General features: G+C 61.8%; 14 protein-coding genes and 2 CRISPR repeat arrays. Of the genes, 8 read left to right on the top strand and 6 right to left on the bottom strand.

The annotated features are described in order from the left end of the window. Positions 1-33 precede the first annotated feature (33 nt). Positions 34-367: a CRISPR direct-repeat array (repeat unit 29 nt; unit sequence CGGTCCATCCCCACGTGCGTGGGGCTCTC). Between the two features lie 163 nt (positions 368-530). The 8 genes from TF1_RS04280 (at position 531) to cas2e (ending at position 10,224) form a co-directional block, all read left to right on the top strand. Next, positions 531-3,365: a CRISPR-associated helicase/endonuclease Cas3 gene (locus tag TF1_RS04280; protein WP_061783661.1), complete on the top strand. Its 2,835-nt coding sequence runs from the start codon at positions 531-533 to the stop codon at positions 3,363-3,365. Positions 3,366-4,009: 644 nt separating this feature from the next. Beyond that, positions 4,010-5,599 (top strand): type I-E CRISPR-associated protein Cse1/CasA, encoded by a 1,590-nt coding sequence (casA, locus tag TF1_RS04275; RefSeq protein ID WP_255266138.1) that lies wholly within the window; start codon positions 4,010-4,012, stop codon positions 5,597-5,599. Continuing rightward, positions 5,596-6,330 carry a type I-E CRISPR-associated protein Cse2/CasB gene (casB, locus tag TF1_RS04270; protein WP_061783659.1) on the top strand — a complete coding sequence of 245 codons (735 nt, stop codon included), beginning with the start codon at positions 5,596-5,598 and terminating at the stop codon, positions 6,328-6,330. The genes casA and casB overlap by 4 nt, the downstream gene beginning before the upstream one ends. After that, entirely contained in the window at positions 6,327-7,448 is a 1,122-nt protein-coding gene (gene cas7e, locus TF1_RS04265) for a type I-E CRISPR-associated protein Cas7/Cse4/CasC (RefSeq protein WP_061783658.1), read from the top strand. Before casB ends, cas7e begins: the two co-directional genes overlap by 4 nt. After that, the gene (cas5e, locus tag TF1_RS04260) at positions 7,445-8,209 is read left to right on the top strand and encodes a type I-E CRISPR-associated protein Cas5/CasD (protein ID WP_061783657.1); all 765 of its coding nucleotides are present in this window, start codon (positions 7,445-7,447) and stop codon (positions 8,207-8,209) included. Before cas7e ends, cas5e begins: the two co-directional genes overlap by 4 nt. After that, entirely contained in the window at positions 8,206-8,904 is a 699-nt protein-coding gene (gene cas6e / locus TF1_RS04255; protein ID WP_061783656.1) for a type I-E CRISPR-associated protein Cas6/Cse3/CasE, read from the top strand. Before cas5e ends, cas6e begins: the two co-directional genes overlap by 4 nt. Then, positions 8,897-9,895 (top strand): type I-E CRISPR-associated endonuclease Cas1e, encoded by a 999-nt coding sequence (cas1e, locus tag TF1_RS04250; RefSeq protein WP_061783655.1) that lies wholly within the window; start codon positions 8,897-8,899, stop codon positions 9,893-9,895. The genes cas6e and cas1e overlap by 8 nt, the downstream gene beginning before the upstream one ends. Then, positions 9,895-10,224 carry a type I-E CRISPR-associated endoribonuclease Cas2e gene (gene cas2e / locus TF1_RS15755; protein ID WP_081430411.1) on the top strand — a complete coding sequence of 110 codons (330 nt, stop codon included), beginning with the start codon at positions 9,895-9,897 and terminating at the stop codon, positions 10,222-10,224. Before cas1e ends, cas2e begins: the two co-directional genes overlap by 1 nt. A gap of 39 nt (positions 10,225-10,263) precedes the next feature. After that, positions 10,264-10,902: direct repeats of the CRISPR family, unit length 28 nt; unit sequence GTGAGCCCCACGCACGTGGGGATGGACC. A gap of 746 nt (positions 10,903-11,648) precedes the next feature. On the opposite strand, the gene cmr1 is transcribed toward cas2e, so the two are convergent. The 6 genes from cmr1 to cas10 all read right to left on the bottom strand — a co-directional run bounded on the left by cmr1 (position 11,649) and on the right by cas10 (position 18,521). After that, positions 11,649-12,884 (bottom strand): type III-B CRISPR module RAMP protein Cmr1, encoded by a 1,236-nt coding sequence (gene cmr1 / locus TF1_RS04245; RefSeq protein WP_061783654.1) that lies wholly within the window; start codon positions 12,882-12,884, stop codon positions 11,649-11,651. A 359-nt stretch (positions 12,885-13,243) separates the two neighbouring features. After that, the gene (gene cmr6, locus TF1_RS04240; RefSeq protein ID WP_255266137.1) at positions 13,244-14,131 is read right to left on the bottom strand and encodes a type III-B CRISPR module RAMP protein Cmr6; all 888 of its coding nucleotides are present in this window, start codon (positions 14,129-14,131) and stop codon (positions 13,244-13,246) included. Between the two features lie 110 nt (positions 14,132-14,241). Beyond that, positions 14,242-14,721 (bottom strand): type III-B CRISPR module-associated protein Cmr5, encoded by a 480-nt coding sequence (locus tag TF1_RS04235; protein ID WP_011292012.1) that lies wholly within the window; start codon positions 14,719-14,721, stop codon positions 14,242-14,244. Further along, positions 14,714-15,616: a type III-B CRISPR module RAMP protein Cmr4 gene (cmr4, locus tag TF1_RS04230; RefSeq protein ID WP_061783652.1), complete on the bottom strand. Its 903-nt coding sequence runs from the start codon at positions 15,614-15,616 to the stop codon at positions 14,714-14,716. Before cmr4 ends, TF1_RS04235 begins: the two co-directional genes overlap by 8 nt. Then, positions 15,613-16,761 (bottom strand): type III-B CRISPR module-associated Cmr3 family protein, encoded by a 1,149-nt coding sequence (locus tag TF1_RS04225; protein WP_061783651.1) that lies wholly within the window; start codon positions 16,759-16,761, stop codon positions 15,613-15,615. The genes cmr4 and TF1_RS04225 overlap by 4 nt, the downstream gene beginning before the upstream one ends. Further along, complete coding sequence (cas10, locus tag TF1_RS04220; RefSeq protein WP_255266139.1) at positions 16,758-18,521, bottom strand: type III-B CRISPR-associated protein Cas10/Cmr2; 1,764 nt, start codon at positions 18,519-18,521, stop codon at positions 16,758-16,760. Before cas10 ends, TF1_RS04225 begins: the two co-directional genes overlap by 4 nt. Positions 18,522-19,234 lie beyond the last annotated feature (713 nt).

Here is a 19,234-nt window from a genome sequence, read left to right as displayed (position 1 = left end):
CCTCCTCGGCGTGGGAGTAGTAGGTCTCTACCTCGGTCCATCCCCACGTGCGTGGGGCTCTCTCATCTAGGTCGCTAGCCATCCTGACCACGCGCGGTCCATCCCCACGTGCGTGGGGCTCTCAACTATTCTGTGTGACGTGGGTCACAAAAACCCGGTCCATCCCCACGTGCGTGGGGCTCTCCCACCGCCGATTTCTACCGGCCTGCCCACCAGCGGTCCATCCCCACGTGCGTGGGGCTCTCCGACCCGATCACCCGGGCGGCGTTCGGTGAGGCGGTCCATCCCCACGTGCGTGGGGCTCTCACCCGCGGCGGTGCATCCGGATCCGCTGGATCCGGTCCATCCCCACGTGCGTGGGGCTCTCAGTTGTTGACCTGCAGTTTTGTGGGCTGTTATCTTCGCGTTATCTGTCTGGTGGGCGTGCTTCCCTCTGCGGGCACTCTAATCCAATTTTGTGGAATTGCCTCACTCAAGTTGCTTGGAACGCTATGTTCTGCGTGCTAAGGCAGCAGAACTCAGGAGGAAACGTGCCCGAACACGATTCTACAGATGACAAGCACGGTATCCCACCGCTCGACTTGAGGTTCTGGGCGAAAGAACGCGGCCTTCGCGGCAAGACCTACCCCTTGGTGTGCCATTCCCTCGACGCTGCTGCCGCGGCATTGGTGTTGTGGAACGAATATCTCTCTCCCGGGCTGCGAGACACGATCGCTTCGTCTATGGAGACTGACGAAGAGCACGCGGGACACTGCATCGCTTTCTGGGCGGGGTTGCATGACATAGGGAAACTAACCCGAGAGTTCCAACAGCAGATCGCTATCGACCTTTCCGCTTATCCCGGGGAGGAGCTCAGTGGGGAACAAAGGTCCCATGCTGCCGCGACCGGTAAATGGCTGCCGTTCGCGCTTCCTTCACTCGGCTATCCCAACGGAGGACTAGTCACCGGCCTCGTTGCCCAGATGCTTGGGGGCCATCACGGTACGTTCCACCCACACCCCTCTTTTCAAAGCCGCAATCCGCTAGCGGAGTTCGGCTTTTCCTCGCCGCACTGGGAGAAGCAGCGCCACGCCCTGCTGCACGCAGTTTTTGATGCGACGGGGCGTCCCACACCTCCTGACATGCTTGACGGGCCTACAGCATCGGTCGTGTGCGGCCTGGTCATCCTTGCTGACTGGCTGGTCAGCCAGGAGGATTTTCTCCTGGAACGTCTCACCTCCCTGCCCGCAGACGGTTCCGCGTCTGCACTGCGCGCCCACTTTGAAACGTCGCTACGGCGCATCCCCTCACTTCTCGACGCCGCGGGTCTACGGCCGATCACAGTTCCTCCGGCCACGTTCACTGAGTCGTTTCCGCACCTGAGCAAGCCCAACGGCCTTCAAGCATCGTTGGCGAAACACCTTCCTTGCCTGTGCACCGGTCCGGGATTAGTGCTGATCACCGCGCCCATGGGTGAGGGCAAGACCGAAGCCGCCTACCATGTGGCGGATCTGCTGGGGAAGGCAACGGGGCGCCCTGGACGTTTTCTTGCGCTTCCCACCATGGCCACTGCTGACCAGATGCACACCCGGCTCAAGGAGTACGCACGCTACCGGGTGGAGAACACAGACCTTCCGCGCTCCTCCACGCTGGCCCTCCTGCATTCAATGGCGTGGCTGAATCCCGACTACGCCCCCGCCGACCTGCCAGGCGTGTCGAAAGTGCTCTCTAATCTCGGGCACCGCGATCCGTTTGCCGCAACTGACTGGCTGATGGGGCGTAAACGGGGCCTACTCGCTCCCTGGGCAGTCGGCACAATCGACCAAGCACTCATGGCGGTGCTGCGTGCGAAACACAACGCGCTGCGCCTGTTCGGGCTTGCTGGGAAAGTGGTGGTTGTCGACGAGGCGCACGCGGTCGACCCTTACATGCAGGTCCTCTTGGAACAGTTGCTGCGCTGGCTGGGCACGCTTGATGTGCCGGTAGTGCTGCTGTCGGCGACCTTGCATCACAGCATCGCGAACTCACTTGTCAAGGCGTACCTGGAAGGTGCCCGAGGCAGAAGGTGGAACAGGTCTGAACCGCAGCCTGTTTCGGAGGTCTCCTACCCTGGCTGGCTGCACGTTGACGCTCGGATCGGAAAAGTGACTCGCAGCAGCGACGTCGACCCCTTGCCTATCGCTACGACTCCCCGCAAGCCCTTGGAGGTGCGGCTTGTGGACGTGCCGGTCAAGGAGGGAGCCCTAAACCGGTCCACGGTGCTCGCTAAGGAGCTGACTCCACTAGTGAAGCAGGGAGGATGCGCAGCGATCATCTGCACCACGGTTGCTGAAGCCCAGGGAGTCTACGATCTGCTTTCCCAGTGGTTTGCGACGCTCGGTGAGGACGCCCCCGACCTTTACCTGCTGCATTCGCGGTTCCCTAACCGGCAGCGCACGGAGATCACCGCGACCATCGTTGACCTGTTCGGTAAAGAAGGTGCACAGAGCGGACGGAGACCCACTCGCGGCGCTGTCCTGGTAGCCACCCAAGTGGTGGAGCAGTCCCTCGACTTGGACGTGGATTTGATGATCAGCGACCTCGCTCCAGTGTCGCTGTTGCTGCAACGGGCGGGACGCTGCTGGCGGCACGAACACCTGGGCATCATCAACCGTCCCCAATGGGCCAAACAGCCCGAGCTTGTGGTACTCACCCCGGAACAGAACGGCGACGCTGATGGGGCTCCGTGGTTTCCGCGTTCCTGGACATCGGTGTACCCGCTGGCATTGCTCCAGCGCACGTACACACTGCTGCGCCGCAGGAACGGGGCCCCGGTGCAGATTCCTGAAGACGTGCAGCAGCTTGTGGACGACGTGTATGACGACGACTCGCTCGCTGAAGATCTAGAAGCAGACATGGAGCGCATGGGGGAGGAGCTGGCACAACGCGGCTTGGCGCGCAACGCGGTCATCCCCGACCCAGACGATGTGGAAGACAACCTGAACGGGCTCACCGAGTTCAGCTTTGATGTGGACGAGCACGTGCTCGCGACCCGGTTCGGTGCCGGTTCAGTCCGGGTGTTGTGCTACTACGTGGACACGGCGGGGAACCGCTGGCTTGACCCTGAATGCACGGTCGAGTTTCCTGAACAGGGCACGGGGCGAGAGGGCCGGTTCACCATGGCAGACTGCCGCGACCTGGTGGCCCGCACGATCCCGGTGCGTATGGGTCCCTGGGCGAGTCAACTCACCGAGGACAACCATCCTCCTGAGGCATGGCGGGAGTCGTTCTACCTTCGCGACCTGGTTCTTATACCTCAACGTGTGACAGACGAGGGCGCGGTGCTCCCCACTGAAACCGGTGGACGAGAGTGGTTGCTTGATCCCTGTAAGGGGCTGATCTTTTGACCCTAGAAGTGGGTGTGGTGCCGTGGCCTGGTTGGCCGGAGGATTGACCGCGGCACCGTGCCCTACCGCCTTCCGCCCTTTCGGGCTCAGGAGTTGGGCCTCGGACGTCCAGTCGAAGGTGTCCTCCAGTGTGGGTGTCTGGGCGTGTGGGGGGAGACAAGGAAGGGTCCGGGGCAGCCGTCCTGCCTCGCCTGTGGACAGCTGACTTTCTGAGTTCTAGGAATCTCGGACTGCGAGTAGTAGCAGGGAAAATCGCTCCGTAGCTAGCACGTCAAGAACACCCTCGAAAAATAACTCTCCGCAAAAAGAAAATCACATTCAGCGAGAGAATGGGATTCTCAAGATAAGGGATTAGGTCCCGATCTGGAAGAACGGAGCAAACCGTTCCTCGCAGGTCTATCTATCACAACAAATTCCCATTTTTTGCTGTCCGCTTCTGTGGCAGTCTGGCAGTGCAGAGAGACTTCTTAGTCAAGTCAGATGATTTTTTGCTGTTGTCCATGATTTCAGAGAGATTCATGCTATTCTAGTCGCTACTAGAAGCTACGATGCTGGCCTGTCCTTAGTCGGTCTAGCCGACAGTGCTGTCGGTTGCCCTGTGTTTTCTTGTGGGAGGAGCCATTCCTTCACCGCCGTCATTTGATGTGACCATCGCTCCTTGGCTGATTGCGCGCAGCCGCGACGTCCTGGCCGCACCCGAAATGCTGGGACTGCGTGACGTTCTCATCCGCTCCCACGAACTCTCCGACGTGGAGATTCCGCTTCCGCCTGGCGCGGCAGTACTGTGGCGGATACTCGCACTGATCACCGCCCGCATCACCGGCCTCGACCAGCCGCCAAACAAGAATCCGAAGCGGAAATGGCAGGCTCGCCGCAGCCAGATCCTCAGCAAAGGACGACTCGACCCGGAAGCGGTCGACGCCTACTTCGCCGACTACTCGGAGCGCTTCGACCTGTTCCACCCTGAGCGGCCCTGGTTGCAAGATCCTCGCCTGCGTGAAGAGTGTCCGAAAACCTCGGGTGTCAACAAGCTGGCATGGGGGCGCACCGCGGGAGAGAACCAGGTGTGGCTCGGCGGCCACCACCATGACCTCGACCCGCACCCCCTCGACTCCGCTGAGGCTGTCTGGCACCTGCTGGCAACTCTCGGCTACGGGCCTTCAGGGACGTGCACGCCTCGCGTTGTCCGGGGAAGAAGCGAAGGCAACGTCACCGCGGGGCCGCTGCGCGGCACCGTCTCCTACCACCCGTTGGGCCGCACCCTGTTCGAAAGCCTGATCCTCAACATTCCCTACCCCGGCACTGGTGCAGCCGACCTCGCCTTCTGGGAACAGCCAGAGCTCAACGACCCGCTCGGTCTTCCCGAAGAATCCGCGGGACTCGCCGGGATTCTGAGGCTCGACCACTTCCGCCATGCTGTCCTGCTGCACCCCTCGCCAGATGGTTCACACGTCGTGGATGCATGGGTGACCTGGGCGTGGCGGGAACGCAACATTTCGCCAGAACTCGACCCTTACCTCATCTACCAGACAAGCAAGGAAGGCAGTGTCCGTCCGCGGCCAGCCAAAGCGGAACGGGCCATATGGCGGGACCTCGACGCCTTGCTGCACTACGGCGAAGACGGCAACTACCGGCCGACAATTTTGGACAACTGCACGCCTTTGGCGCAGGTTCCCCAAGAAGTCCTGGACTCCCTGCGGCTGCGCGCCTTCGGGTTCGACCAGGACCGTCGTCAGGCCCGTGACAAACAGTGGTTCACCGCCACCACCCCGGCCGTGCTGCGCTGGCTAGCAGACCGGGAAACCGACGACAACGAGAACGCCCGAATCGTGCGTCGTATCACCCTGGCTCGCAAAGCCGCGGAAGCACTCGGCCGCCGCCTAGAAAAAGCGTGCAAAGAAGCGTGGAAGGAAAGTAACAGCCCTAGCTCCACTAGCTCCGGCACCAACGCTAAGACCGAGACCGGTGTCGGACCCTGGGTGCAGCACGGCATGAGCCGCTACTGGGCGAAAGCCGAGCCGGTCTTCTGGAACATCGTCTACGACCGGCCCGCTCAAGGCTACACCCCCGGCATGGCAGGCCCCGGAAACGCCTTCAACCTGGTCGCGTTAGCTGCCTACGACGAGGTGACCGGTCCCTACTGTGAACGGCCCCGCGTGGCCAAAGTCGTGGAGCGGCACCGCAGCACCCTGTTCAGCAACTGGACACCGAAACAGGACAAGGAAGCCGCGTGAACAGCGACTACATACTCCAGCACGCTGATGCCCTCGTGAAACAGGTGAGCAAGCTCATTGTCAACGAACCAGCGGCACGGGCCGCACTGCGGCGCGGTGTGGGACTGGCCCCCGAGGATCCGCGCATGCTGGCCGCTCACCGCGTGGTCGCCCCTTACGTTCCCGTCCCCACCGACTACGACGTCGACCGTCGCCGGGCCGCGTCCCTATGGGACGTCCACGCTGTGGAGCGCGCCTTCTACGCAGTCGCAGCAATCATGGCCGCACAGCCCAGAAGCGCCCGCGACCAGGAAGCGGAAGCTACCGAAGAACAAACCGGAGAACCACAGGACAGCGAGGCACTCACTGAGCCAACCCCTGCCGAAGAAAGCAGCGCCACCAAGGATGGAAAGCCGGACCGGCGGCCCAACCTGGGAGTATCCCTCGCTCAAGCCGTCTTCGACAAAAGGCTCAACGCTGACAGCACCGAGCAGCGCCTGCACCTGATCGCCCGCCAGAACCTCGACGGCGTCCACCGCCACCTGCCGCGCCTGGTCCTATACCTGCGCAGCGACCAAGTCCACATCGACTGGGGGATCCTCATCCGAGACCTGGCCCGCTGGGGCCACACCCCCCGCCACGTCGCCCGCGAATGGGTCCAGGACTACCACCGCACCCTCGAAACCCTGACCCGTCAAGCAGAGCAGAAAAACAAGAACAACACCACCGATGAGGAGGCCGAAGCAGCATGACTTTCGTTGACATTCACGCCATCCAGACCCTGCCCTACTCCAACATCAACCGCGACGACTTGGGCTCCCCCAAGACGGTCGTCTACGGCGGCAAGGAACGCACTCGCGTGTCCAGCCAGAGCTGGAAGCGCGCCGTCCGCCACGAAGTGGAAGCCCGGCTCGGCGACAAGGCGGTCCGCACCCGCCGTATCATCAGCGAGATCGCCAAGCGGCTTCGGGAACGCGGCTGGGACGCTGACCTCGCTGACGCCGGAGCACGCCAAGTCGTGCTGTCTGTCGGTAAGAAGAGCCGCATCAGACTGGAAAAGGAGAAAGACGGCGAGGCCCCTGCCACTTCTGTCCTGTTCTACCTCCCGGTCCCCGCAATCGACGAACTCGCCGCCATCGCCGATGAGCACCGGGACGCCGTCGCCAAAGAAGCAGCCAAGAAGACTCCCAAGGGAATCCTCCCCGCTGACCGCATCACCGAAGTACTGAAGAGCCGCAACGTCTCAGTCAACTTGTTCGGTCGGATGCTCGCTGAACTGCCCTCCACCGAGGTCGACGGCGCAGTGCAGTTCGCGCACGCGTTCACCGTGCACGGCACCACCGTAGAAGTCGACTTCTTCACCGCTGTCGACGACATCCCCAAAGAAAACGACCACGGTAGTGGCCACATGAACGCGGGCCAGTTCAGTGCCGGAACGTTCTACCGCTACGCCAACGTCAACCTCGACCGACTGGTGGAAAACACCGGTGACGCCCAAACCGCCCGCACCGCCGTGGCCGAGTTCCTCCGCGCTTTCCTGAGCACGGTCCCCTCCGGGAAACAGAACGCTACCGCTGCCATGACCCTGCCCGACCTGGTACACATCGCGGTACGCTTCGACCGACCCATCTCTTTCGCTCCCGCGTTCGAAACCGCGCTATACGGCAGCGACGGCTACACCCTCCGCGCCTGCCAGGAACTCAACAACTACGCCGAACGGCTCCGCGAAGTCTGGCCCGACGACGCGATCCGCGGCTACGCGACCGTGGAAAACAAGACCGACCTCGCCGCGTTGGGGGAGCGGTACGACTCCTACCCGGCGCTCATCGACGCCATGGTCGCGGCAGCCTTCGAGGGGGAGCGGGAGTGAGTGGCTTCCTGCTGCGGCTAGCTGGCCCCATGCAAAGCTGGGGCGAACACAGCATGTTCGGGGAACGCGACACCCTGCCTTACCCGAGCCGCTCCGGTCTGATCGGAATGTTCGCTGCCGCCCAGGGGGTGCGCCGCGGCGACCCTCTGGACCGCTACAAGGAACTGAAGTTCACCGTTCGCGTCGACCGGCCAGGGGTGCGGCTCGTCGACTTCCACACGATCGGCGGCGGCCTTCCCAAAGAGCGCACCGTGCCCACCGCTGCAGGTGAACGGCGCGACCTTAAGAAAGCCACCATCCTCACCAGCCGTTCCTACCTGGCCGACGCCGTGTTCACCGTCGCTGTCACCGGACCGGAAGCAGACACTATCGCCGACGCGTTAGCCGCCCCCTACTGGCAGCCCTACCTGGGGCGGCGCGCGTTCGTTCCTGACCCGCTACTGGTCCTGCGCCGCAGGGTCGCTGACCCGGTGCGAGAACTAGTGGAAGCGGTGCCGCTCCCCCATCGCAGGGTGGAAGAAGACGCTGCAACTGTGCTTGTGGACTTGATCTATGAAGAGGGCGAATACCCAGATACGCGCACTCTGACGGTGCTCAACGACGTTCCGCTCTCGTTCGACAGCAAGAGCCGCCGCTACTCCACCCGACAGATCCGAGTAGTTCCCACCGAGGTTCCCGCGACACTCGTGGCCGGTCCCGGCAGGGACTACCAGAACAAGCTTTTCACATACGTCAAGCAGTGCGCCGAGGAGGCAGCATGATGTGGCTGACCAAGATCGTTCCTGACCTGCGCTACCGCCAGACCCGAGCAGACTTCCGTACCGCTGGAAATCTACATCGTAAACTCATCCGGCTTTCTTCTGACCTCGGTGAGGAGCGGATCGCTAACCCCCGTCAGCAATCCGGCTTACTGTTCCGCATCGAAGAAACCAGAAACGAGCTCTACCTGCTGGTACAGAGTTACTCCCCCCTGCGGGTTGACCGGCTTGGCCCCGGATACCACGGGGTCCAGATGCGTAACCTCGACCCTTTCCTGGCTCGGCTAGACAAAGGCAGCCGTGTCCGCTACCGGATTGTGGCCAGTCCCACCAAACGACTCGGCCGGTCCGAGAACAACACCCAACGCCTTGGCCTGAAAGAGCCGCCGAAAAAACCAAGAGAGTACACCTGGGCTCTGCGCGGGGCCGCAGCCGAGGCGTGGTGGCATTCCCGTGCGGCAGCCAACGGACTGGAACTCCTCAGCACCTACGCGCAGACACTCGATGACGTCCGCGACCCTGGGACCGCTGACCGCAGCCGCAAAATCCGCCACCCAGCCGTGCGCTTCGACGGTGAAGCCGTCATCTCTGACGTCGACGCCGTGCGTCATGCGGTACTTAACGGCATCGGCCGCGGCAAATCCTACGGCTGCGGGCTGCTCAGCCTCGCCCTAATCGAGGAAGGAGAACATGGATAACCCCCGTAAGGCGCTAGCCCGTCCGACACTGGCGATGCTGCCCCGGGTATCGGACGGCCTCTCCTTCCTCTACGTGGATGTCTGCCGAATAGTGCAGACCGACACCGGCGTATGCGCGGAGGTCGAAACCGAAACCGGAAGAATACATCGAGTCCCAATCCCCACCGCTTCACTCGCATGCGTCCTACTGGGACCGGGAACCTCAATCACCAGTCCTGCCATGGCGACTTTCATGCGCCACAACACAACGGTCGTAACCTGCGGGGCGGGAGGCATCCTCAACTACGGAAGCTTTCCCGCCCCTAACCGCACCACGAAATGGACCGACCGGCAGGCACGCGCCTACTCCGACGACAGACGCCGACGAGACGTCGCCGTGCGGATGTACGAGATGCGCTTCGGAGAAGAACCTCCTCCCGGTGCGTCCATCGAAAGGCTGCGCCAGCTTGAAGGGGCACGGATGAAAGCCCTCTACCGAAGCCTGGCGGCTAAGAACAGGGTGAAACCATTCAAACGGAACTACAACCCGCATGACTGGGATGACCAAGACCCTGTCAACAAGGCGCTTTCGGCAAGCAACGCTGCCCTTTACGGGGTGGTGCACTCGGTACTGGCGCACCTGGGCTGCCACCCCGCGCTCGGGTTCATCCACTCCGGAAAACAAGACGCGTTCGTCTACGACATCGCCGATCTCTATAAAGCACGGACCACTATCCCGCTCGCGTTCTCCTTGAGCAGGACAGCCAACCCGGAGCAAGAAGCGCGCCTGCGGCTTCGTCGAGACCTAAAGCTGTACCGGCTGATTCCGCAAATTGTGCGGGATGTGCAGACCCTCCTCTCCTTAGACGACCCTGAGGAGGCCGTTTCGGAAGAGGAGCCGCCGAGCTCGGGAGGGCCGTGGCAAGTCGTTGACTTGTGGGACCCGGTGGTCGGGGCTGTCTCCGGCGGTGTGAACTATGCCAATCACATCGCGGACAGCGAGGAGCCCTGATGGCCAAGCTCGTCATGATTGCAACTACAGCGGTTCCTAATCATGTTCGGGGTGCGTTGTCACGATGGATGATCGAGCCGGTCGCCGGAGTGTATGTAGGAACGATGAGTGCCCGAGTCCGCGACGAGCTGTGGTCCGCGGTGAGTGCTTCAGTGGGGGACGGGGCTGCCCTATGCGTTCACCCCGACGATAACGAGCAGGGTTTCACCGTTCGCACAGCGGGGGAGCGTCGTCGTGCGATTGTGGACTTCGACGGGCTTCAACTTGTTCAACTATCGGCGTCGGAAGGTGCGGAACAAGAGATGCCGCCGATCCCGGAAGGGTGGTAACGAGAAGATAACGCCTTGCAAAGTTGCAGGTAAGTAACTGTGAGCCCCACGCACGTGGGGATGGACCGTGGTCAAGACACACGAGTCCACGCGTAAGCTTGTGAGCCCCACGCACGTGGGGATGGACCGTCCTCACGCAGCCGCTCGTTGGCCTCCAGTTCGTGAGCCCCACGCACGTGGGGATGGACCGGAGGACGAGAACACCGTCCTCGCAGCCGCCGCGTGAGCCCCACGCACGTGGGGATGGACCGTCACCTGCCACCAGTGCGGCGCCGTGGCCTACCGTGAGCCCCACGCACGTGGGGATGGACCGCCCGACCGCTGATTCGTGAGGCCGCCGGTCGGGTGAGCCCCACGCACGTGGGGATGGACCGGAGAACAGGTGAGCGAAACCGTTGGCAGCATCGTGAGCCCCACGCACGTGGGGATGGACCATCGCCAGTCCGGAGATAGATAGTCGCCTCAGTGTGAGCCCCACGCACGTGGGGATGGACCGACCCCTACTTCGACACCGACCCCGACGACTGGGTGAGCCCCACGCACGTGGGGATGGACCGACCGGGACCACCAGACTGCCCTGGAACTGCTGGTGAGCCCCACGCACGTGGGGATGGACCGCCCGACCGCTGATTCGTGAGGCCGCCGGTCGGGTGAGCCCCACGCACGTGGGGATGGACCGTGGGTGACCAGTCGCTGGGGCGTCCCTAAGTGCTGGTCTAATTTTGCTGTTGGACGAATTGCTAAGAAGGCGAAGGCTGGCATGCAGAAACACGATGAGATATGGATCCGCTATTTCAAGTCCCAAGGCTAACCCAATGCTGTGGGGCTGGCAGTAGGAATGGAGGGCGCCGCCTACGCCCTAAACGACGACTTGGTTGCAAAAGTTTGGAAAAAGCGATCGGGTGAAGAGCTGAGGCGGATTCAACTCTTCTATGAGGATCTCTCTGAAGCGCCACTGAGTTTTCATACACCGCGTATCAACGAGGTGTTGTACGTCAACGCTTGGCTCTCTGGTTGGTCGAATGCCTGCGGGAGAGTACAAGGAGGGAGAGGATACGCTGGCTCCTCTCTTTGATGCGAGGAACTCCCAAAGCTCCCAAGTGTCATAGCACCATGTTCAGGCTGGTGTGGACATGGATCCTGCGATGATCAGGCTTGGGGGGACCACAGAACAAGGAAGCGTTCGGGGCGTGCAGACCGTGAGTGTGCCCTGTGTGATGGCGAGGTGTGTGACAGCACTCCGTTTCTGGAGAACCGACACCCTTGGATCCCGCAACATCCCTGTTGTTGGGCTTCCACCTTCTGCCGGGGTGAGAGGCCTGCCTGCCCCGAAGCAGCATTCGTTTACGCTAAGCGCTTAGCTAGTAGATCCAGCCAATTCGCCTAGCTCCTGCAGAGCAGGGACACGGATTTTCACGGCACAGTTAGCCTTCTTCTCCAGGGAGACGGTAGGGGGCCGGATCGTGTCGCATGTGCTGAATCCAGTCACTGGTGCGGTTCACAACATCATCGTCCGTGATGATGACACTCTTGCGAATTTTTCCGCTGAGCCGAACTTCTGTCTCCGCCGGGAGGAAAGTGTTGTGGAAGGCGAATGAGAACAGCCGCCATTCTCCATCCTCCATAACGGGATGCATCCACAAGGGGGAGGCACGGCGTTCACCCACGGTCACTTTGTCTTTGCTGTAGACCACAGGCAAGCCTAGGGCGCCTAGGGGGAAGCGGTTGGAGTTTCCGTGGAGGACAGCGTCCCGTTCTGGGGTTTTGACTTTGGGCCAGTAGTTGGTCCTGGAAGCGCTGTTGTCGGCTGTCGCCCGTGACAGCCGGTACTGCCGCCCGACGTGGGCCAGCAGTTCTGCCCATGAAGAAGCGGAATAGGCGCTGAGCCCGGCGCACGTCCACTTACTGCTGAACACTGGATAGGTAGGTATCTCGTCGTCACGCCAAGGGCGAGCCTCATCAGGGGCGCCTATCTGCTTGAGCAGGTCATCGATGGGCTCCAGGCAGTCATCGAGAGGGCCAATGGGCTGCAGTCGTTGCCGATCGTCTAGCTCCTTGTAATGAGTGAGACCTGGAGTTTGAAGTGACGACTCTGTCCAGGGAGTAACCGATTTTTGGTCGTGGAGAGTCGCTCCAATGATGCGTATCTTGCCGAAACCACGCCGGACACGGGACCCCACCCCACCGTAGGCGCACACCATCCACAGTGACGCCAGGGTGAGGGCGTTGATGCGAGAGTCCTCCGACAGAGCCATCTTGAGTTCGAAGTATTTGTGGTCTGGGAATACGTAGGGGCGGGTGATCTGGTACCTGCCTTTGACGATGGTGCCGAGGCCTTGCCCCATCAGATAGCCGATGGCGGGTTCTTTCCGCAGCTGGTCAGGAAACCGTGTCGAGTCAAGGAACGAAAGGCAGGGATTCCTGCGGGTTTGGGGCAGTTTGCCCAGTCGCATCCGTACCGGGGATGGATTGGTGGTGCTGCCGAAAACTTCGTCTTCGAGGCGACGCAGAGTCCGAATACTGGGGCCGACCTTGGTTCCGGCGAGTGCGCGGAACCAGTAGCGCATGGCTCCCCGCAGGGAACTGACTCGGAGAGGTTCGTCGTCATGTCCGTTGAACAGCGGGGTGGTGACACGTAGGCGCAGGGTGATCCAAGACATGAGTGTGCTCCTTAACGAATGTTTGCCGCGCTGATGCGTGTGCCGAGGTACGCGAAGACTCGCTCAGAGGCCGAGACCAAGGCACGGAAAACAGGGCTGCGGAGCAGACACGATCAGCGCGGTGAACAAGGAATGCTCGAGACATCCGGCATGCTGGCGCTGGCAGGGTTGGCCAGTTTCGTCGCAACTGGCCAACCCTGCCAGCACAGGTGGACACCTCAGGACGGCGCCAGCGGGTAGGGCTCCGCTACTGTGTCCCACCACACGAGGATCGCTGATGGGAGACCGAAATATGCCCGCGCGGCAAGCGTCCGCCACGTGCTTCAGCGGGATGACCGTGGTGTGGCCCGGAGAGAAGGTCACGGGGAGTCCCATTGATCGGTGATGTTGACGGTGAAGTAGCCGTAGCCTGCCGTGGTGCGTGCACCGATTCCGTACTCTTCACAAGCCTGCTTGAGCCAGTCAGCTGCCTTGGCGGTGAGGTCGGGGTCCTCCCCGATGAGGTGAGTGACGAAAGTACCGCTGAGGGAGAGGAAAGGCAGCGGCACAGGCTGATGGTGTTCCCCGGGGGCGCACGGTTCCGCGGACTGATCGGTGTGGTAGGCGTGCTGGTGCGGGGTGATCACATCACTATGGACGCGCAGACCTTTGCGGTGGTTACGGGGATCGGATAGGGGAAGGGCGTCAAAGAAACGCACTCCGCACCGGGGGTTGTCTCGGTCCTCCTCGTCTTCAGGGGAGGGCAGGGGCCCGAAGACCAATGTGTAGAGTTCAGAGGGAACCTTTTGCCGAGAAGCCCAGGCCGCTGCGGCTCCTTTGAGTGTGGAAGCGGGGATGAGCGGCCAACCGTAGGTGCCGTGCAGGCTGAGCCCGAATTCGTGGTCTCCGGTCTGCTCTCCTAGTCCGGTCACGAAGCGCCAGTCTGCGGTCAGTTCCACCCGGTAGATGTGCCGTTTTCGGGCGTTGAGAATGCTTAGAGCGTGCGCGCGGCGTTGCTCAACTGCCTGTGCCCACTCCTTCTGGTAGCCGAGGCAGTACTCGCTTGCCCAGCCGAGCACGGGATCCTCGGGGCGCGCATCCGCGGTGGGGGGAGAGACGTCGCTGATAGCTAAACGTCGCAGGATGATCAGCGAATTCGCGGAAGCGTCGAGCGTAGAGCGCTGATCGTAGCGGATTTTTTTGACGTATTTCGGCGAGACGCTCTTGCAATGGTGGGCATCCTGCGCACTGTCTGGCTTCTGGGTCACTCTTCCGCAGAGGACTCGGCCTATCGCCCCAGAGTAGGAGACGCACAGGATTTCTTTCGGTTCTTCCTGCGAGAAGGTGTCCTGAGCTCCCCGTCGACCGTGGGGAAAGGTCATTCTCGCTCCTCTCCCGTATCGCTGTCAGCGGACTCGCCGGGGTTTTCCTGGTTGGCGTGCTCCGTAGCAGCGGCCGCCAGTTTGCCGTAGCGGGCTTCTGCGATTCGGCTGAGCCATCCGGCGAGCAGGTCGATTTCGGCGCTGAGTCGACTATGGGTGGGAAGGTCCGCTTTGGTGAGCACGTCCAGGAATTCGCGGGGGGTGGACTGGGGGGTGAGGCCAGGGAGAAGCTTACGTTTAGCAGCGTGCTCGATGATGGCCTTGCACAGTCGGCTATAGGCCTGCTCGAGGGGGTCGGCGCTTCCGCTTTTGCTTTCAGCGAATGCGAACGCAGCAACCAAACCTGAAGAGCGCAGCCGCATCGGGAATTGGCGCATCCGGGTACGGATGCGCTGGGCGAGTTGCGGGTCGGTCACCAAAGGCCCGATGACTTTCTCCGCTTGGGCGGCCATCTGCTGGTCTACTCGCTCAGCCATTGCGTTCTCCTTCGACGATCCGGGTCCACACCAGCCCTTTGCCGAGGGTTTCGTCTCCGCCCACTTGGAGGAGGGAATGGTTCACCAGGTCCCGCAGCTGCTGGACTTCTTCCGGAGCGTATTTCCCACGCAGGGTCAGCACGGAGGCGAGAATCGTTTCGGCAGGGAGGTATTCGCTGACGAAGGGACCGTTTTGAACCAGCTTCTGTTGACGGTGGAGTTGGACCCGTACCGCGAACTCGGTGCACTCGCGCAGGAGAACAGACATCGGCTCGGAGCCGACAACCAGCAGGTCTTCTGCGAGTTTGCTAGCGAAAGGGCGCAAATGGGGGGCGTCGCCAATAGCGTCGGCAGCCAAGAGCCGTGCCCAGTCAGTGACGGGATCAGGGGCGTCACCGCCTCCACGAGGATTGTGAAGCTTGATGAGGCATGGGCCGAGCACCTCCGGCGTTTCCCCGCCCCAGAACCCTCGACCGCAGGAGCCCTCCCCGTCGGCGGGGTTGGGGACTTCAGGAAGCACGACGTGGGGGCCGTTGATGATGGCGTATTTGCGGGCCAGACGGCTGAGAGCAAGCCGGGAAGTGACCCAGGCAAAGGAGCGGCGCAAGGTGGGGACCGGAAGCGCAACAAGTTGAGCATCGCCCACTGCGAGTTTTCCAGGGGTGGTTTCTTCTCCTTCGCCTGGCTCGGATCCGAACACCTCCTTCAAGGTGTCTTCGCTCCAGCCAGCGTCGCGGGCGGTCTGCCGCAGCGCACCCTTGAGGCTCTGCCCCCAGATGAGCGGATAGTTGGTGCTGCTTTCTCGTTGAATCGGCAGGTCGAGGACGCCGTCGCTGGCTGCGGCGCCGGCATGCAGCGGGGATTCCGCGTACAGGTACAGCAGAAAAGCGGTCATGTCCAGACTCCTGTGAGGACGACTCCGAATCCAGCAGTGTGGAGCGGGGGTGCATCAGTCGGCGGATGATCGCCTTCGTGGGTATGGATCCAGTCAGCGGAAGGGGCAAGGGCCCGGCCATGCCAGGAGGATGCAACGGCGGCAGCGGTCTCCTCATCAGGGAAGTGCAGGAGGTAGACCGAGCCGGGTGGGACCGCCCAGCGCAGGGTACGGGTACGGAAGAACCCTCGTTTGGGTGATGCAGTGGCCACGGGGAGTGGACTGCCTACAGCCGCTGCTACGAGAGTGGCTTCCGGTGGAAGAGGTGGACGCCAGCCGTCGTGCCACAACGCGGGTGTGGCCACATACAGCAGCATTCGCCCGCCGGGGAAGGAAGCAGGCCTTGACGGCCACGCCACAGAGCCGGCCGGGAGTTCGGCGACCTCGGCAAGCCGGGAGATTCCCCCCAGCGTCACTGTGGTGTGCTCCGGTTTCGGCCGTTCCGGGTGCGGAACGACCTCGGCGAGGAAAACCCACCCATCGCGAGGACGCAGGTGGGTGGCGTGGTACAGGTATCCCGAGCGTATCCGCCGGTCCTGAAGAGCGATGCCGATCCGGTGTTCGGGCACGAGCGGTTCCTCGCCGGCCAGCATGGTCTCCAGGTAGTCGGATGCCACAGTGGAGTCCTGGAACAGCGTGCCGTTGAGGTAGGACGACAGGCCTTCGCTGGAGATCCAGCCTTGGAGCGGCTCTGCTTTGGCCGTGACCTGTGGAGGGAGCTCCAGCAAGGACTCGGGGGCGCCAGGGACGTGGGCGAGATCGGTCCCGTCTACGGCGGATCCTTTGACAAGCCGGTAGTAGGCCCTTTCCTGCGCTGTGGTTTCTTTGCCTTCCACCACCACGATGTCTGAGGGGACAGGAAAGTAGGGGCACCACCTCCCGTCAGGGTTCTGCTTACCGAGGATGGGGCCACGCACAGCCGTCAGGTCGCCGCCGTAGGCGCTGGCGGCCGCCCCGGCAATGGTGCTGGGTCGGGGAATGACGGTCTCTGCCAGGGCCGTGTTGCTGTCTCGGGAACTGAACTGTCGACCGTCTCGTACGTGGACGGTGTCATGGGGCTCGAAGGCTATCCATGTGGTGGCGTTGTCTGCTTGGCCTGTGCTCATCGGCACTCCTGACGCAAGAACACTGCGACTCGAGCCGCCGCGATCAGTGATTGTTCGGAAATCTTTTCTGAGTCTTCTAGGGCGCTGGTGGGCCGTCCCAGAAGGCGGAGCTGCTCTGCAGCCTTGAGGGCAAATGCTTTTTGTTGCTCGCTGGTGGGCGCGAGAGTATGCCGGTGGACGAGGCGCTGGAGCTCAGCGGTAAAGAGGTCCAGACTGAGCGTGCATAGGGCGTGACTGTCGCGTTCCAGGTCCCGCAGTAGCCTGGGGGATAGCCGTGCTCCCGTCTCACTCCTGGTGAAGAGGGACAGGCGGTCACACACCAAGGCCTCGGGATCGTTGTGGTCAGGAAGAGCCCATTTCTGGACGTATGTTTCCTGGGTTCCGGAGCGGCGCAGGTAGCTCACGGCGAGAGCGTTCTTTCCAGGAACGTTTTTGGCGGCAGCCAGGGCTTCCCGGCTCGCGGCCAAGGCGAGCCGCAACGGGTATTTGCGGTGGAAGAACAGTAAGGCACTGCTCGCCGTGGGCAGTTCCGGGGATACTTCGGTGACTGCCTGTCTGCAGGCGCGTGCCCCCGCAAGGGCTGTCGCTGCGGGAAGGAACGCCAGCAGGTCGTCTCCGCCGGCATAGACTGCAACGCCCAGCAGCGCCGAGTCGTGCAGCAGTTCTGTCTGCCTTTCAGCGACTCTCCGCAACTGGTCAGAAATTTCGGTGTGCCGCTTGTGCGACAGGTTCTTTTCCTCGGAGAGGTAGGAGCCCATGCCGTCCAGGTCTTGGACAAGAATCGCCAGGTAGGAGGAGGGAGGCGCTACCTGGAACTTGTCCCGCATGATCTTTTGAAGATCAGCGGCAGCAATACGGCCTATCTCTACTGTTCTGGAGAAGTTGTCGAATGCTTCTCCAGAAGTCGGCTTCCTGAATTCGCGGGCCAGCGACTCTGCGGACCATGAGTCTGTGTAAACCCACTGTCCTCCGTGCCGCCACAGCCACTGGGCTAATTCTCCCTGAGGTTTCGGCATGCCTGGCAGTGGCCAGTTGGGGATATGTATGCCCGTATCTTCGTCCTGGACTACTTGATGCAAGTAGTCCACCTGTTCAGTTACATCCGGATCGTTGATATTTTTCAGAACTTCGATGCGGAATGGGGCCGACGCGATCCCGTAGGTCGAGGGGATCCCGTAAGGTGACACGCTCTCCTTATCATTGGGGCGGCCAAGCTTGCGTTTCAGCCAGTTGGCAGCGCTCAGCGTGTCACGCTCAAAAGAGGGAAGACCTTTCGGTGGCTTCGTGGTCGCGGGCCAGTGAGGACTCAGCTGGCAGGGGCCGTTGCGTGCCTCCAGGGCGGTGAAGTTCCGGACCTGTTTGCGTGCGGCTAGGCGACGTTGGGCTTCTTTCCACTGTTCGGGGTAGCCGCCTGGCCGTGGGGGAGCTACGGCCCACGTCACGGCGGGCATACCGGGGGTTTCTTCGATACGGCCAAGAGTCTTTTGCAACCACTCCTTCCACTTCTCATTCACCCGTGCGGTGGCTCGCTGAGCAAGTGTCGTCCCCTGCCCTGCGGGGGCGAGTGCCACCACCCGGTTAGGCATTCCCACGTCTTTCCTTTTCTTGCTCGGGGCGGGGAAGACGAGTTCGGCAGCGGACTCCTGGCACACGGACACGGCTTGTTCGGTGAGCTCAGCGATGATTCGGCTGCCTGCCCGCAGGTCCGAGGTGCTTCTGGATTCTTCGATGAATCGCTGGACTCCGGACAGTGCGATCACCACGAGGTCTTGGCCGTCCACGCAGTCTCCATCTGACGCCTTGTTTTCGCTGGAAACCGGGTATGTCCTCTGGTCTCCAGATCGGTGCTCCCTGTCTTGAGTGCGGCTTCGGGGGAGCAGCCGCTGTGGCAGAAGTCTCTTGAGGGGCAGCGCAGGAGTAACCACAAGCGCAGTGGCCCGAACATTCCTGCAGTTCCGTGCGAGAAACACCAAGTACTCAAGACAGCAGAAGGTGACATTAGCGGCAACTCACCTGATCCGTGGAGAGAATGCAGGTAATTAGTCAAACCTGGGGATAGGTGTCCTTGATGTGAAGTGTCTGAAGTAGGTGTTATTTCACGTCCGAAATTAACTCAGAGGTCAAGAAAAATCTAAACATTGTCAGAGTTTCTGGTGGGGGTAGCCTCAAGGCTTCATCTCTGGGCAGCACAGGACGGTACGTCAGGAAGGCTCAAGATGGAGCGTGTCCGCCTGGAAAGTGACGAAGGAGAACACTGCCACTAAGTGGAACATATGACAGGGCTTCCCTCGCTGAGAGCAGGTTCAACAGCACGTAGTGAATCGGCTTCTTTAGTTCTCTTTCGAGAAAGAAAAGCGCTGCGCATTTTCGTGCTTCTCAGGCTGTCCCAGCGAGACTAAACGGAGTGTGCGCCAGACTCCGCGCACGTAGATCCGAGGTGGAGCACTGTCACGGAGAGCAGCGGCAGGAAGCC

Origin of the sequence: Thermobifida fusca NBRC 14071 = JCM 3263 (genome assembly GCF_001592045.1) — a bacterium.
Lineage (GTDB): Bacteria > Actinomycetota > Actinomycetes > Streptosporangiales > Streptosporangiaceae > Thermobifida > Thermobifida fusca.
This window is presented reverse-complemented; position numbering and strand designations above follow the sequence as displayed.

What these genes read in the sequence shown, in the direction of transcription:
- cas7e (WP_061783658.1), top strand. Translation starts at nt 6,327, where the DNA reads ATGACTTTCGTTGACATTCACGCCATCCAGACCCTGCCCTACTCCAAC.
- cas6e (WP_061783656.1), top strand. Translation starts at nt 8,206, where the DNA reads ATGATGTGGCTGACCAAGATCGTTCCTGACCTGCGCTACCGCCAGACC.
- cas1e (WP_061783655.1), top strand. Translation starts at nt 8,897, where the DNA reads ATGGATAACCCCCGTAAGGCGCTAGCCCGTCCGACACTGGCGATGCTG.
- cas2e (WP_081430411.1), top strand. Translation starts at nt 9,895, where the DNA reads ATGGCCAAGCTCGTCATGATTGCAACTACAGCGGTTCCTAATCATGTT.
- cmr1 (WP_061783654.1), bottom strand. Translation starts at nt 12,884, where the DNA reads ATGTCTTGGATCACCCTGCGCCTACGTGTCACCACCCCGCTGTTCAAC.
- TF1_RS04235 (WP_011292012.1), bottom strand. Translation starts at nt 14,721, where the DNA reads ATGGCTGAGCGAGTAGACCAGCAGATGGCCGCCCAAGCGGAGAAAGTC.
- cmr4 (WP_061783652.1), bottom strand. Translation starts at nt 15,616, where the DNA reads ATGACCGCTTTTCTGCTGTACCTGTACGCGGAATCCCCGCTGCATGCC.
- TF1_RS04225 (WP_061783651.1), bottom strand. Translation starts at nt 16,761, where the DNA reads ATGAGCACAGGCCAAGCAGACAACGCCACCACATGGATAGCCTTCGAG.